General features: G+C 70.5%; 11 protein-coding genes and 3 pseudogenes. 8 read left to right on the forward strand and 6 right to left on the reverse strand.

Annotation, left to right across the window (positions count from 1 at the left end; translation table 11 throughout):
• Positions 1–93: 93 nt before the first annotated feature.
• From ACZ50K_RS31990 to ACZ50K_RS32010, 5 genes and pseudogenes are all read right to left on the reverse strand, one after another.
• Positions 94–631, reverse strand: a pseudogene (locus ACZ50K_RS31990) (IS5 family transposase); the annotation flags it as partial.
• A 352-nt stretch (positions 632–983) separates the two neighbouring features.
• Positions 984–1,886, reverse strand: a complete 903-nt coding sequence (locus ACZ50K_RS31995) for a TIGR03619 family F420-dependent LLM class oxidoreductase (RefSeq protein WP_468909565.1) — start codon at positions 1,884–1,886, stop codon at positions 984–986.
• Between the two features lie 128 nt (positions 1,887–2,014).
• Positions 2,015–2,563, reverse strand: a complete 549-nt coding sequence (locus ACZ50K_RS32000; RefSeq protein WP_468909568.1) for a hypothetical protein — start codon at positions 2,561–2,563, stop codon at positions 2,015–2,017.
• On the reverse strand, positions 2,560–4,032 hold the full coding sequence (locus ACZ50K_RS32005) for a sensor histidine kinase (protein ID WP_468909570.1): 1,473 nt from the start codon (positions 4,030–4,032) through the stop codon (positions 2,560–2,562). Before ACZ50K_RS32005 ends, ACZ50K_RS32000 begins: the two co-directional genes overlap by 4 nt.
• A complete protein-coding gene (locus ACZ50K_RS32010; protein WP_468909573.1) occupies positions 4,029–4,724 on the reverse strand; it encodes a response regulator in 696 nt (231 codons plus the stop codon). The genes ACZ50K_RS32005 and ACZ50K_RS32010 overlap by 4 nt, the downstream gene beginning before the upstream one ends.
• Positions 4,725–4,868: 144 nt before the next feature.
• Here ACZ50K_RS32010 and ACZ50K_RS32015 point away from each other — a divergent pair, with 144 nt between their 5' ends.
• The 7 genes and pseudogenes from ACZ50K_RS32015 (at position 4,869) to ku (ending at position 11,634) form a co-directional block, all read left to right on the forward strand.
• Positions 4,869–5,456, forward strand: coding sequence for a hypothetical protein (locus tag ACZ50K_RS32015; protein ID WP_468909575.1), 588 nt, complete (start codon positions 4,869–4,871; stop codon positions 5,454–5,456).
• Entirely contained in the window at positions 5,453–6,562 is a 1,110-nt protein-coding gene (locus tag ACZ50K_RS32020; protein ID WP_468909577.1) for a peptidoglycan-binding protein, read from the forward strand. Before ACZ50K_RS32015 ends, ACZ50K_RS32020 begins: the two co-directional genes overlap by 4 nt.
• A 5-nt stretch (positions 6,563–6,567) precedes the next feature.
• Positions 6,568–7,293: an ABC transporter ATP-binding protein gene (locus ACZ50K_RS32025; RefSeq protein ID WP_468909596.1), complete on the forward strand. Its 726-nt coding sequence runs from the start codon at positions 6,568–6,570 to the stop codon at positions 7,291–7,293.
• Positions 7,290–8,624 carry an ABC transporter permease gene (locus ACZ50K_RS32030; protein WP_468909579.1) on the forward strand — a complete coding sequence of 445 codons (1,335 nt, stop codon included), beginning with the start codon at positions 7,290–7,292 and terminating at the stop codon, positions 8,622–8,624. The genes ACZ50K_RS32025 and ACZ50K_RS32030 overlap by 4 nt, the downstream gene beginning before the upstream one ends.
• Before the next feature lie 102 nt (positions 8,625–8,726).
• A pseudogene (locus ACZ50K_RS32035) lies at positions 8,727–8,864 on the forward strand (IS3 family transposase); the annotation flags it as partial.
• A gap of 354 nt (positions 8,865–9,218) precedes the next feature.
• Positions 9,219–10,589, forward strand: coding sequence for a zeta toxin family protein (locus tag ACZ50K_RS32040; protein WP_468909599.1), 1,371 nt, complete (start codon positions 9,219–9,221; stop codon positions 10,587–10,589).
• 142 nt (positions 10,590–10,731) lie between these two features.
• Positions 10,732–11,634 (forward strand): non-homologous end joining protein Ku, encoded by a 903-nt coding sequence (ku, locus tag ACZ50K_RS32045; RefSeq protein ID WP_468909582.1) that lies wholly within the window; start codon positions 10,732–10,734, stop codon positions 11,632–11,634.
• Positions 11,635–11,928: 294 nt separating this feature from the next.
• Here ku and ACZ50K_RS32050 read toward each other — a convergent pair whose 3' ends face one another.
• Positions 11,929–12,102 (reverse strand): CsbD family protein, encoded by a 174-nt coding sequence (locus ACZ50K_RS32050; protein ID WP_468909584.1) that lies wholly within the window; start codon positions 12,100–12,102, stop codon positions 11,929–11,931.
• Positions 12,103–12,309: 207 nt separating this feature from the next.
• Here ACZ50K_RS32050 and tpg point away from each other — a divergent pair.
• Positions 12,310–12,866, forward strand: a pseudogene (tpg, locus tag ACZ50K_RS32055) (telomere-protecting terminal protein Tpg).
• The last annotated feature ends 532 nt before the right edge of the window (positions 12,867–13,398 follow it).

A 13,398-nucleotide genomic window follows, 5' to 3' on the forward strand; every position in this document is an offset into this window, starting at 1 on the left:
AACCGGTGGCCGCCCACTGAACTACCCCGGACGGCCACCGGCCCACCCACCCGCCCCGGCGTCACCCCGGCTGGAGCGTCCATCGAGTCGTGATCAACGATCGATTCGCGCGAGGTCCTTGATCCAGATCATGGAGGCGCGGAGATGTAGTCCCGCGAGCTACCTCTTGGGGTCTTGTCGTAGCGGGTGGCAATGCCGCGCCACGCCTTTCAGTTTGTTGATCAGGCGCTCGACGGTCTTGCGGTCCTTGTAGAGCCCGGCGTCGTGGGTGAGGGGCCGGCCGCCCAGGCGGCCCCTCATCTTCCGATTGCCGGCCTGGTCTTTCTTCTCCGGGATGACCGCCTTGATGCCACGTCTGCGTAGGTAGGCACGGTTGCCGCGGGAGGAGTACGCCCTGTCCCCGGCGACCGCGTCTGGCCGGGGGCGGGGACGGCCTACCGGGAGCCGGACCCGCACCTTGTCCAGCACGGGGATTGTCAGCGGCCCGCCCGGTGGTCAGGGCAAGCACCAGGGGCCGGCACCTGCGGTCGGCCGCGACGTGGACCTTGCTGGTCTGACCCCCTCGCGAGCGCCCGAGCAGGGCCGCTTTCAGGCGGAGCTTGTGGCGCTGTCGAAGGCGTCGGCGTTCGGCCCGCTCGGCTTCGACGTCCCGACCGACTTGTCCCTCGCGGCAGCTCCCTTTGACCGGGCCTCTCTCGGCGGCCTTCTCCCGAGCATCCAGCGTCCCCGGATCGAGGTGCATCCCGGCAGCGTCATGATGGGCGCGAGCGGTGGTTGAATCCACGCTGACCGCTCTGTCCCGTAATCGGTGGTAACGAAGGGTCACGGTCAGTGCAGGAGGATGCGGTGCCGATGATATGAGGGTCTTCTATTCGTGTCCGTTGTCCGGTGGTGCCTGTTACTCAACGTCGCCCCGCATCTCCGGTGTGCGGCCAGCACCACAGGGGGCTCGTGGCGGTCATTGCCTGGTTGGCCGCTCCCGTCTACTGCGCGACGCGAGGGACGATGTCCTCGGCGATGCGGTCGAGTTGTTCGAGCACCTGGGCGTTGTCCAGGGACGGGCCGCCCGGGCGGAAGACGACGTTCGTGACGCCGATGTCGAGGAAGCTGCCGATGTCGTCCAGGACCTGTTCGGTGCTCCCGGTCAGCGGGACGCGGTCGGTACGGTCGTCGTTGCGGTCGCCGATCGTGCCCCAGAATCCGCTGTAGGACAGGGTCGGCATGGGCCGTTGGTACTGCTCGGCGAGTTCGCGCAGCGCAGGCACCTTCGTCGCGTAGTCGTCGGGTGTGATCATGAAGGGGTGCCAGCCCTGGCCGTATCGCGCGGCCCGGCGTAGGGCGGCGTTGCCGTTGCCGCCGATCCACAGCGGGGGGTGGGGGCGCTGGCGCGGCTTGGGCAGCAGGTCCGGCTCGTCGAGGGTGTAGTGCGTGCCGTGGAAGACGGAGGGGCCGTCGTTCCAGATGTGCTGCCACACCTGGAGGTATTCGTCGGTAATGGCGCCGCGGTGGACGAAGTCCGCGCCGAGCGCGGTGAACTCGTCCTCGTCGCCGCCCGGGGCGACTCCGACGATCAGACGGCCACCGGAGACGATGTCCAGGGTGGCGAGTGCCTTCGCCGCGGCGACGGGATTGCGGTAGGGAACCACCAGTACGTCGGTGCCGAGCGTCATGCTGGGTGTGGCCGAGGCCAGGCCGGCCAGGAGCGTGGGGGCGTCGTACCAGGTTCGTGAGTCCTGCGCGCCCTTGACCAGGTGGTCCGACAGCCAGAGCCCGTCGAAACCGAGCTTCTCGGCCTTGTCTGCAAAGGCGGTGACCGTCTCGTAGGCCAGCTGGTGATCGAAGAAGGGAATCGTCACCCCGAAAGTGACCTCACGTCGCGTGGACACGCATGACTCCTTGGCTTGTCTTCGATGGCCTCTGATATGCCCTGCTTGGGTTCAATCTCAGCCTATGCAGGTGTGATTGTCGGCCGGTCGCGTGAAACGGCCATTCCGTGGTGGATCGTTTCAGCGCCTCAGTCACGTTTCGGGGTGATGAAGTCCGAGCAGCGCTGAGGGGGTGTGCTGCGACTGCCCTTTCCGGTGAGGATCACGGGGTGTTCGGTGAGGTCGGAGGTGCGGACGGCTTCGGCGCTCCATGCCGTGCAGACGATCTGGCCGATGGCGTTGCCGTGCAGCGCGGCCACGTTCAGGGGCAGGGTGATGGTGAGTGTGCCGTCCGTCTCCGAGACGGTGACCCGGGGTGGGAGGGAGCCCGGTACCGGCAGATCGGTGCCGAGGAGGTCGGCTGTAGCGGCGTCCGTGGGGCCGGTGAGGAGTCGCTTGAGCATGTGCTTGGTCAGCTGGGCCAGGGGGACGGGGACGGGCTGCTTCGCGGTGCTCAGGAGCGCTGCCGGGTCGTCGTGGGCGAGCAGGTGGTCGTCCTGGGTGACCCAGTAGAGGCGCGGGCGGGCGGTGACGCTGGCGGCCGGGGTGCCGGCCGGCTGGGGGGCGGTGGTGCTGATGGCGCAGCCGGTGACGAGGAGCGGCATCAGCAGGTACAGGGCTGTGCGGGTGGGTTTCACGGTCGGGGCGGGTTTCTGGGGAGGCGGACGGTGAAGACGGCTCCGCCTCGCGGGTGGTTGGCCGCGGTCAGGGTGCCTTGGTGGAGGTGGGTGTTCTCCAGGGCGAGGGCGAGTCCGAGGCCGCTTCCGGTGGTGCGGGCGCGGGCGGAGTCGGCTTTGTAGAAGCGGTCGAAGAGATGGGGAAGGGCGTCCTCGGGTATGCCGGTGCCCTGGTCGCGGACCTCGATAGTCAGGGTGTCCGGGTCGCTGGTCAGGGTGAGGGTGACGGGCCCGGCGCCGTGGCGCAGGGCGTTGCCGACGAGGTTGGTGACAATGACGTCGAGCCGTCGCGGATCGAGGGGACACCGGAGTTTGTCGGGCAGTTCGGTCTGCACATGGTGGTGCCAGCCGCGGTTGTGGAGGGTGGCCTCGATGTGACGGCCCACGTCGATGTCCTGTGCGCGCAGGTGGGCGGCGCCGGCGTCGAAGCGGGAGATCTCCATGAGGTCCTCGGTGAGGCGCACCAAGCGGCGGGTCTCGGCGCTGACGAGCTGCGCGGCGGTGGCGGCGTCGCCGTGCAGGTGGGGGGCCTCCTCGTCGAGCACGTCGGTGACCGATGCCATGACCGAGAGCGGGGTCCGCAGTTCGTGGGAGACGTCGGCGGCGAAGCGGCGTGCCCTGGCCTCCATCGCGTGGAGATCGTTCATGGCGTGTTCGAGTTCGCGGGCAGTGTGGTTGAAGGTGCGTGCCAGGTCGGCGAGTTCGTCGTGGCCGCGGACGGGGACGGTGGTGTCGAGTTCGCCTTGTGCGAGGGCACGGGCGGCGGTGCCGAGGTGGTGTACGGGGCGCAGGATCCCGCGTGCGCTGAGCAGGGCCAGGAGGAGGGTGAGGAGGGCGACGGGTATGACGGCGGTCCGGGCGGCGTCCAGGACGGCGTCGGTGTCCCGCTGCTCGGGGTCCAGGGAGGCCATGAGGTAAAGGGTGGTGCGCGCCGGGGGTGCGCCGGCCGGCTGGTGGACGGTGAGCGGGACGGCGACGGCCAGCCAGGGGGTGTCCTGGTACCGGATGCGCTGTCGCAGGGTGGTGCTTCCAGTGGCTCGGGTGGCTGCCCGGCGCAGCGAGTCCGGTACGGGGGGTGCGGTGTGCGGGCCGGCGGTGGTGCGCACGTGCGGCTCGGAGGCGGAGGTCTTCTGCTCCAGCCGCACTTGCGCGGGCCGGCCGCGCGGGGTCAGGGCGGTGAGGAAGGCGTCGAGCCGGCGGGGATCGGGCGGCCAGCTGAGGTCGGCGGCATGCAGCTCGGCCTGAAGCTGGAAGTCGGCCGTGAGGCTGTTCTGGGCGCGTTCGACGATGCTTTCGCGGGTCTGGCGGTAGGTGAGTGCGGCGGTGGCCGCCGTGCTGAAGACGGCCAGTGCGGCGAACGTGGACAGCAGGCGGATGCGGAGCCCGCCGGGGCGCGGCAGCCGGGCCGCCCATCGGGGTCGCGTGCTCACAGCGGGCCGAAGCGGTAGCCGAAGCCCCGTACGGTCTGAACGTAGCGCGGGCTTCCGGGAGCGTCCTCGATCTTCTGGCGCAGGCGCTGCACTCCGGCGACCACGAGGTGGGGCTCGGCCATCCGGTCCAGGCCCCAGACGTGTTCGAGGAGCTGTTCACGGGTGAGGACCCGGCCCGGTTCGGCGCTGAGGGTGAGCAGGAGGCGCAGCTCTGTGGGGGGAAGCTCCAGCGGACGTCCGTCCTTGTGGACGAGCAGCCCCGCACGATCGATCATCAGGTCACCGTGGCTCTCGGTCACCGGTGTGGCGGCCGTGCTCGGATGTTCGGTCGCCGTGCTGCGGCGCAGGACGGTGCGTATGCGGGTCTCCAGCACGCGCGGCTGGACGGGTTTGGCCACGTAGTCGTCGGCACCCGACTCCAGCCCGGTGATCACGTCGATGTCCTCGCCCCGCGCGGTCAGCATCACGATCGGCACGGACGAGCGCTCCCGGATGCGGCGGCAGGTGGTGAATCCGTCGATCCCCGGCAGCATGACGTCGAGAACGACCACGTCGGCCGGGGTACGCGCCAGCTCCGTCAGCCCCTGCTCACCGCTCTCGCAGGCACTGACCTCGTGGCCGAGACGGCGCAGGGCGAGGTGGAGACCGGTGCGCAGGGCAGGGTCGTCCTCGATCAGGAGTACACGGGGCATGCGGTTCATTATGAGCGGCGCGGCCGAAGGATCCGGCCCCCTATCGGGGCATTAGGGACATGCCGAAGGTCCCTTCCGAGGGTTGTTACACGCTCATGAGGTCGCCGTGAGGGGGGCATGAGGTGGCGTTGCGAGGGTCGGCGCATGAAGATCGCAAAGCTTGCCGTGCTGTGCGCGGTCCCCCTCATCGTCCTTACCGCGGGCTGCTCGGGCAGCAGCCCGGACGGCGGGAAGGCCGAAGTCGCCTCCGCTGAAAGTGCGGCCCCGGGCAAGCCCGCCGACGGCGATGAAGCCGGGAAGGACACGGGAAAGGATGCTGGCGGCGGTAAGGACCTGACGGCGGACGAGGCACTGGTGAAGTACGTGGAGTGCTTGCGCTCCAACGGGATCAACATGAGTGACCCCAAGCCCGGTCAGGGAATTCCCGAGTATCCCGACGACCCGAGCGTGCTGAGCGACGGTCGCCCCACCGCGAAGGCGGAGAAGGCGGAGGCCGCCTGCAAGCCGCTCAACCTGGCGTGGCAGAAGAAGTTCGCGGCCGAGCGGCCCGGCAACGAAGAGGAGAGCCAGGCCAAGACGCTCGCCTACGCGAAGTGCCTGCGTTCCAAGGGTGTCAAGGTCTCCGACCCTCGCCCGGGCCAGCCTCTGTTCGAGGACGCCGGTGCGGCCATGGAGTCGCCCGAGTTCAAGAAGGCCGACCCCCTGTGCCGCCAGGAGGTGTACGGGCAGTGAAGGCCCCGGGCAAGCGCAAGCGACTGATCGCGGTCGCCGCGTTGGTGGTCGCCACCGCGGCCGTGGGTGCTGTCGTGGTCAGCGGGGGCCCGGGCGGGGACGACCGCCCGTCCGCCTCGGCCGCTCACGACACCCGGCCGACCGGCGAGGTGACCCGCACCGATCTCACGCAGAAGGGCGGCTTCGAGGGGCTCCTCGGCTACGCCGGCAGCAAGGACCTCAAGACCGCGGCGGCCGGCACGCTGACCGCCCCGCCACCACCGGCGGACAGCCTCGTCTCCCGGGGGGAGGTCCTGTACGAGATCGACCGGGTCCCCACGGTGCTGCTGTACGGGCAGGTGCCCATGTACCGCGACCTGAAGAAGGGTGACGAGGGCATCGACGTGACCCAGGTCCAGCAAAACCTGCGCGCCCTCGGATACGTGGGCGTGCCGAGCACCGGGGGCCGGTTCGACGCGGGCACCGAGGCGGCCGTCAAACGGTGGCAGAAGAACAGCAAGGCCCGGGTCACCGGAAGCCTCAAGCTCTCCCAGGTGGTGTTCCTGCCCTCGGCCGTACGCGTCGCACAGGCCAAGGCCGCCGTCGGCGACCGCCTCGCGGCCGACGCTCCAGTGCTGGTCCTCAGCTCACGCGTCCGGCAGGTCACCGCCGAGGTCGACGCCGCCACCCGGGAACTCCTTAAGAAGGACGCCAAGGTCACGGTGACCTTGGCCGACGGGAAGAGCGCCGAGGGCACGATCAGCAGCCTCACCGCCACCCCGGCCACGGCCCAGTCGCCCGGATCCGGATCCGGATCGGGTGGAGGCTCAGCCGGTTCCCAGGCCGACCGCGGCCAGGCACAGGTCACGATCACGGTGCCGGACCTGTCCGGAGACGATCAGGCCCGTGTGACGGTGAGCTTCGTGCGCGAAGCGGCCCGCGGCGCCCTGACCGTCCCGGTCGAAGCACTGCTCGCACTACGGGAGGGCGGGCACGGCGTACAGATATCCGAGGACGGCGCCCTACGGACGGTCGCGGTCGAAACCGGGATGTACGCCGAGGGCCGGGTGCAGGTCACCTCGGACGCCCTCCAGGAGGGCATGAAGGTAGCGGTGCCCGCGAAATGAACACCCTGACACCCGTGACACCCGCTGCTCCCGAGCCGCCGGCCTCCACGGCGGACGCCGTCGTGGAACTGCACCAGGTCGGCAAGACCTACCCGGGCGGCGTGACCGCGCTCGACGGGGTGGACCTGCGCATCGACCGGGGGGAGCTGGCCGCGGTGGTCGGCCCTTCAGGTTCGGGCAAGTCCACGCTGCTGCACATCGTCGGCACCCTGGACCGGGCCACCAGCGGCACCGTACGGGTCGCCGGACACGACGTGTCCCACCTCACCGACCCGCAACTGTCCGCCCTGCGCGCCCGCCACATCGGCTTCGTCTTCCAGCAGTTCCACCTCGCCCGCGGCACCAGCGCCCTGGACAACGTCGCCGACGGCCTGCTCTACGCCGGCCTCCCCCGCACCGAGCGCCGCGAGCGCGCCCGCACCGCCCTGGAACGGGTGGGCCTCGGCCACCGGACCGGCCACCGCTCCCACGAACTGTCGGGCGGCGAACGCCAACGCGTCGCTGTCGCCCGAGCGGTCGTGGGAGAGCCCGACCTGATCCTGGCCGACGAACCCACCGGCAACCTCGACACCGCCTCCGGCGAAGCAGTGCTCTCACTCCTGCGGGAACTGCACGCGGCCGGATCGACGATCGTCATCATCACCCACGACAACGACCTCGCCGCAGCCGTCCCCCGCCAAATACGGGTCCGCGACGGCCTGATCGCCACCGGGCAGGAGCCGCGCCGATGAACCAGCATGACGACGACGCCGGCCCGCCGCCCGGACAAGACAGCCGACCGGTCCAAGCCTCCGTGCCGGTGACGCAGCCGGAGCAGGCGACAGGGCCCGGTCCGGACGCACGGCCGCGGCCGAGAGGCGGCCGCAAGGGGCTGGCCACCCTGCGGCCGGCCCGCCTGAGCCCCCGCGACACCCTGCGCGTAGGCGCCACAGGGCTGCGTACCCGACCCCTGCGAGTGGTCCTGTCCGTACTGGGCATCGCCATCGGCATCGCCACCATGGTCGCCGTCGTCGGCGTATCCAGCTCCAGCAGAGCCGACCTGATGGCCACACTCGACCGCCTCGGCACAGGGCTACTCACCGTCCAGCCCGGCCAGTCCCTGGACGGCAACCCCGTCAAGCTCCCGGCCGATGCCCCCGGCATGATCGACCGCATCGGACCCGTCGACGCGGTCGCGGCGACCGCGTCGCTCGGTGCGACGGTGCGCCGCACCGAGAAGATCCCCGCGGAGGAGAGCGGCGGCATCGGCGTCCTGGCCACCGACACCGGCCTCCCAGAAACCCTCGGGGTGAAGCCCGCCTCGGGCACCTGGTTCACCGGCGCCACCAGCCAGTTCCCCACCACCGTGCTCGGCGCCAAGACAGCGGCCCACCTGGGTGCCGGCCCCGGATCGCTCGTCTGGATCGGCGAGCGCTGGTTCACCGTCCTGGGCGTCCTCGAACCGGTCGAACTCGTACCCGAGATCGACCGCTCGGCACTGATCGGCTGGGAAGCCGCCGCCACGTACCTGAACTTCGACGGCCATCCCACGGTCATCTACGAGCGTTCTGCCAACACCGCCGTCGACGCCGTACGCGACGTACTGCCCCGGACCGCCAACCCCGAACACCCCGAACACGTCAAGATCAGCCGCCCCTCCGACGCCCTGGCCGCACAAGCCGCCACCGACAAGGGCCTGACCTCACTCATGCTCGGCCTGGGCGCCGTCGCCCTGCTCGTCGGCGGAGTCGGCATCGCCAACACCATGGTCGTCACCGTCCTCGAACGCCGCCAGGAGATCGGCCTGCGCCGCTCCATCGGCGCCACCCGCGGACAGATCCGACTCCAGTTCCTCACCGAAGCCCTACTTCTCTCCGCACTCGGCGGCACCGCCGGAGCCCTCCTCGGCGCCGCAGGCACGGCGGCCTTCGCAACAGCCCAGGGCTGGACCGTCGTCGTCCCGCCCTGGTCGATCGCCACCGGACTCGCCGCGACCCTCGCCATAGGCGCCGCCGCCGGCCTCTACCCCGCGGTCCGCGCCGCACGCCTCTCACCCACCGAAGCCCTCAACACCAACACATGACCCCAAGCCATCACGGCCGAGGCAACCCCGGGCTACGGCTGGGAGCCCTGCCCGCCAACCTGCCGGTCTCCCGTGCTGCCCCCTGATGGCGGGAGCGGCGCCCGGGAAGAACTCCGCATCGCGATCGTGACCTGGATCGAACGGACCTACCACCGACGCCGCAGACAAACCGCCCTCGGCCGACTGACCCCCGTCGAATACGAAACCGTCATGAGCACACCGGCTCTTCAGGCCGCGTGACTGAACCTGTCACCCAACGCTGCATCAGACCCATCAGTGCGAGAGACAGGAGGGATCCTCCAGGCGGGCGGCCGCGCGGCCCTCTACCTGGATCTTGGTCAGGATACGAGCCGCTCTGGGTTACAAGTACCTCCGCCCTGTACGTCCTGCCCGCCACCGTCACCGCGACGGCCGCCGACGACGCCCTGGACGCCACCTGGCACCCGGCCGCGTCGCTGGCCGCTCTGGAAGCCGCCATCGCCGACGCCGACCGAACCCTCTACGCCGCCCACCGCCCCCTGTGCTCCCCGCTGCCCGGTCACTTCTCTGAACTACGGACGGGCGCGACGGTAACGGCCGTTCCGGGCTTCTCCTATCGGGGGGGGCGGCTGTGGGGACAACCGCGTCCCGGATGGTGCCCACCACAAGGCCGGGTACCCGGTCGAGGTGCTCGCCCTGGCGGTCCGCGCGGCCGACAGCCGGCAGGCGACCGCCCTGCGCTACGCAGAGTCCCAGCAGCTCGGTCTCTCCGCCCGGTTCACTGCCGCCGACCGGCACGACATCTGCTTCGCCGCCGTACCCGAGGTCGCGGCCACCGCCGCGGCTCACCCGGCGGTGGCCGCGGTCACCAGAATCCGCCGGAACTCGCCGCGCGGGTTCAAAAGTGCTCCAGGTGTGGTGAGGATGGCTCGGCAGACAGACATCAGGGGGGTATGGATGGACAGTTCGGAGCTGGCGGCCGTGGCCGTCACGAGCCTGTTGACAGCTCTGGCCGGCGCCTCGGCGGCGGCGGTCGTCGATGGTGGGGGTACGGCGCTGGCCGCGCTGGTCCGCGGCGGGCTGGCCCGGAGTCCGCGGGGGCAGGCGGCACTGACGGCGCTCGAAGCCGACCCCGGGGATACAGGCGCGCGCACTGAGGCCGAGACGGTTCTCGCCGGGGAGATCGCCACCGACCCCGACCTGCGCACTCAGATCAGCACGCAGGTGGACGCCTCGAACCGGTCCTACCGCGACGCGGTGGTGATCACGGGCAGTCGGGTCTCGCGCAGTCACATCTCCCTGGGCCCGCTCACCGTCAACAACACCGCCGGCGGCCGCGTCCTGGCCGGTGTGGTCGTCGTGCTGGCCGTCGCCGTGCTGGTGCTGGCGCTCTACGGAGTCCGCCAGCTGGTGGTGGGGGACTCCGGCTCTGCGGGAAGCGATCCCTTCTCGCGGGAACCTGGGCGCACCAGCGTCGATGGGGATGGGTCTGTCCTGACGGACGAAGAGATCACTCTGGCCCTGCCCCAGCCGGAGGCCTTCCCCCGGAACTGGGTCGTCATGGACGACAGCGGTACCCACACCAGGCCGGACGGGTGTCGCGCTCACGGTGTCGAGTACGAAGTGGACGGAGGTGTAGAGGGCAAACTCTGGAAAGCCGCCACCTTTATCCTCTACGCCTGCCCGTCGGAAGCAGCAGCCCGCGCCGCAGGCCCCGGGCTGGAGGAGTGGAGAAGCTTTGATGGGCAAGGCAACACTCCCACGAAGCTGGAAAAGATGAAGCTTGGCGACGAGAGCACTGCCCTGGCCTACGCCGATTCCTCCTTGCGGACCATCGTCATCACCATCCGCGAGGGCAACACCATCGTGCGGCTCACCTACGAGAACTTGAGCGACTCCAAGGCTGATGAGAACGAGGCGGTCAGCAGGGCCCGCATGGCCCATGACCGGCTGAAATCAGTCCAGGAGGGCACTCTGAGGTCCTAGCACGGTGAAGCCCTGGACTGAACGGTCCGGGGCTTCGCTACATCCTCGAGTCAGCGGTCGCTGGGGGCGAGCAGGCTGGTGACCTCGGCGAGGGCGGCCGCACGGACTTGTGCCACGACTTCGCCATGAACAACCCCGCCCCATGTGGTCCGGCGCGATCTCCTTCGGTCTAGTCACCATTTTGATCAAGGTCTACCCGGCGACGGAGTCCCACGCGGTGGCCTTCCGCCAGGTCCATCTCGCGGACGGGGGCCGGATCCGGTATCGGAAGACCTGCGAGCTGGACGGCCAGGTCCTGGAGGCGGGAGAGATCGGCCGGGGCTACGAGACCGCGACCGGCACCCTGCTCCCGGTGACGGACCAGGACCTGGACGGGCTGCCGCTGCCGACGGCGAAGGCGATCGAGATCGTCGGGTTCGTGCCGGCGGCGAGCATCGACCCGATCCAGATCGGCGCCTCCTACTACCTGGCCGCCGAAGGCGTCGCGGCCAAGCCGTACGAGCTCTTGCGCCAGGCGTTGGAGCGCAGCAGCAGGGTGGCGGTGGCGAAGTTCGCGATGCGTGACCGCGAGCGCCTGGGCCTCCTGCGCGTCAAGGACCGCGTGATCATGCTGCACTCGCTGCGCTGGCCGGACGAGATCCGCTCACCGGAGCAGGTCCCGGTCCCGGAGGTGGAGGTCACCGACGCCGAGGTCGACGCCGCCGTCGCCCTCGCCGAATCCCTCACCGGCACCGACCTCAGCGGCCTCCGGGACGAGTACCGGGCCGCCCTCGAAGCCGTCATCGAAGCCAAACAGACCGGAGACCGGCCACACCCCGCCGAGCCGACTGAGCCGCCGTCGGCGGAGGTCGTGGACCTGATGGCGATGCTGGAGAAGTCGGTCAGGGGCGCGATGGCTGGCCGGGGCGAGGACGCCACCGTCCACTCCCTGCCCGATACGGCCGACCCCGCGGCCAAGCCCCGCAAGGCCGCCGCGAAGAAGGCCCCGGCGAAGAAGACCACCGCCAGGAAGACCACGGCCTCACGCAAGCCCCGCACAGCCTGACCGGCCGGGCCGGGTCCTCGTGGGCACAGCCGGAACGTGCCAGGTCCCGGTGCGGGGCCCGGCCGTGCCCTCACCGGCCGGCCGGGCCCCGCGTGCGTGGGACCTCGTAGTGCCCTCCCACCGTGGCACGCCGAACCACACCCTGCTCCGCAGGAGTCAACGCCGTAGGCCAGAGGGGTGGCCGGCCGGAAGGCGCGGCGCCCGTGGGGGCGGACATGGCCGGTGCCTCGACCCTGGGGGGAGGTGGGTCGGGGCACCGGCCATGGCTGCGGCTGTGGGGCCGCGGGCAGGGGGTCAGTGGCGGAAGGTGTCCTTGACGTCTTCCTTGGCCTGCCGGGCCTTGCCCTTGGCCTGGTCGGCCTGGCCGTCGGCGGTCATGCGCTCGTTGCCGACGGCGCGGCCGAGGGCTTCCTTGGCCTTGCCCTTGACCTGCTCGGCCTGTGCCTTGGTCTTCTGCGTGCCCGACATCGGGACCTCCTCGTGGTGTTACCGGATTGGTCGTGACCCCCTCCTGCTCGCGATCACGACGGGCAAACCCTCCGGCCTCCCCGACCTGCCTCCCGGAGCCGAACAGTCCCCTGGCCAGGCGCTATCCGCGCATCCCGACAGCACCCGGCCTCGGCTGTAGGTGAGGATGAGGGGCGCTGGTCACGGTGCCGGAACAGGGGGAGACGGATGGGCATCATCGGCGACAGCCTTGACCGGGCCGGGCAGCAGGCGTTCACCCGCCCGATCCCGAAATCCGCCGGCGCCCGGATGCGCTACCTGGTCAAGCAGCACGCCGGCTCGACCCGGCAGGTGGCGCAGCTGCTCGGGATCTCGCAGCGGACGGTGGAGCGGTATGTGAAGGACCAGATCCGCACCCCGAAGCCGGAGCTGGGGGAGCGGATGGAGCGGGAGGTCCGCCGCCGGTGGCAGCCCCACGTCCGCAGGCGGCCCGGCAGCGGGCGGCCGGGCAGTCCGGGTTGGTGGTCGAGACCCGGGCGCGTTTCGGGTTCACGGCGGCGCCGGGGTCGACGGACGACGGGCGGATGCGGCGGATCACCCAGCACCTGCCGCCGGAGCACGCGGATCGGCTGCTATCCGCCCAGGACGCCGGCGCCTCGGAGGCGGAGCTCCAGCGGTTCGCCGCCGAGGGCCTGCAGGACGTCTACTTCCGCGACGGCGGCCGCCGCGCGGAGGACCTGGTGGTGGAGTTCACCGACATCGACTACCTGGAGATCGGCCTCTGACGGCCGGCCTCCTGGGGGGAAACTGAGGGGGAAGCTGGGGGGGAAACTGAGGGGGAACCTGGAGGGGAAGCTGAGGGGGAAGCGACTTCGGCGAGCGGTCGGCATCGTCCCTGCTCAGACCACCTTTCCGGGCCGGTGAGTTTCCAGACTTATAGGTAGGAGGGGGTAGAGGGGTGGGCTTGCGGTCGTTGCATGGGGCTGGGGTTCGGCCGGGTCGGTAGGGCGGGCGGGTTCACCCGGTCCGGGGGCGTGGAGGCCGTGCGGCGCTGGCGTCGGAGGTGGGGGGGCGCTACGGTCGGTCTCGTGTCGGTTTCGGGTGTGGTTCCGGATGTTGCGCCGCTGTGTGCGATCCCGTGGGGGGTCTGTCCCGATCACGGTCCCACTCTGGGTACCGGTGGTGGGAGGAGCTGGTGTTGTTTTCCCGGGTGTGGTCGGCGGTGGTCGTATGACCGGCTGGATCAGCCGTGTGCGGAGCTGATGACGCACCGGGTCACGGATACGGCGGGCGGTGTGATCACGGCGTGCGCGGTGC

This window comes from Streptomyces sp. NPDC033845, assembly GCF_055576225.1.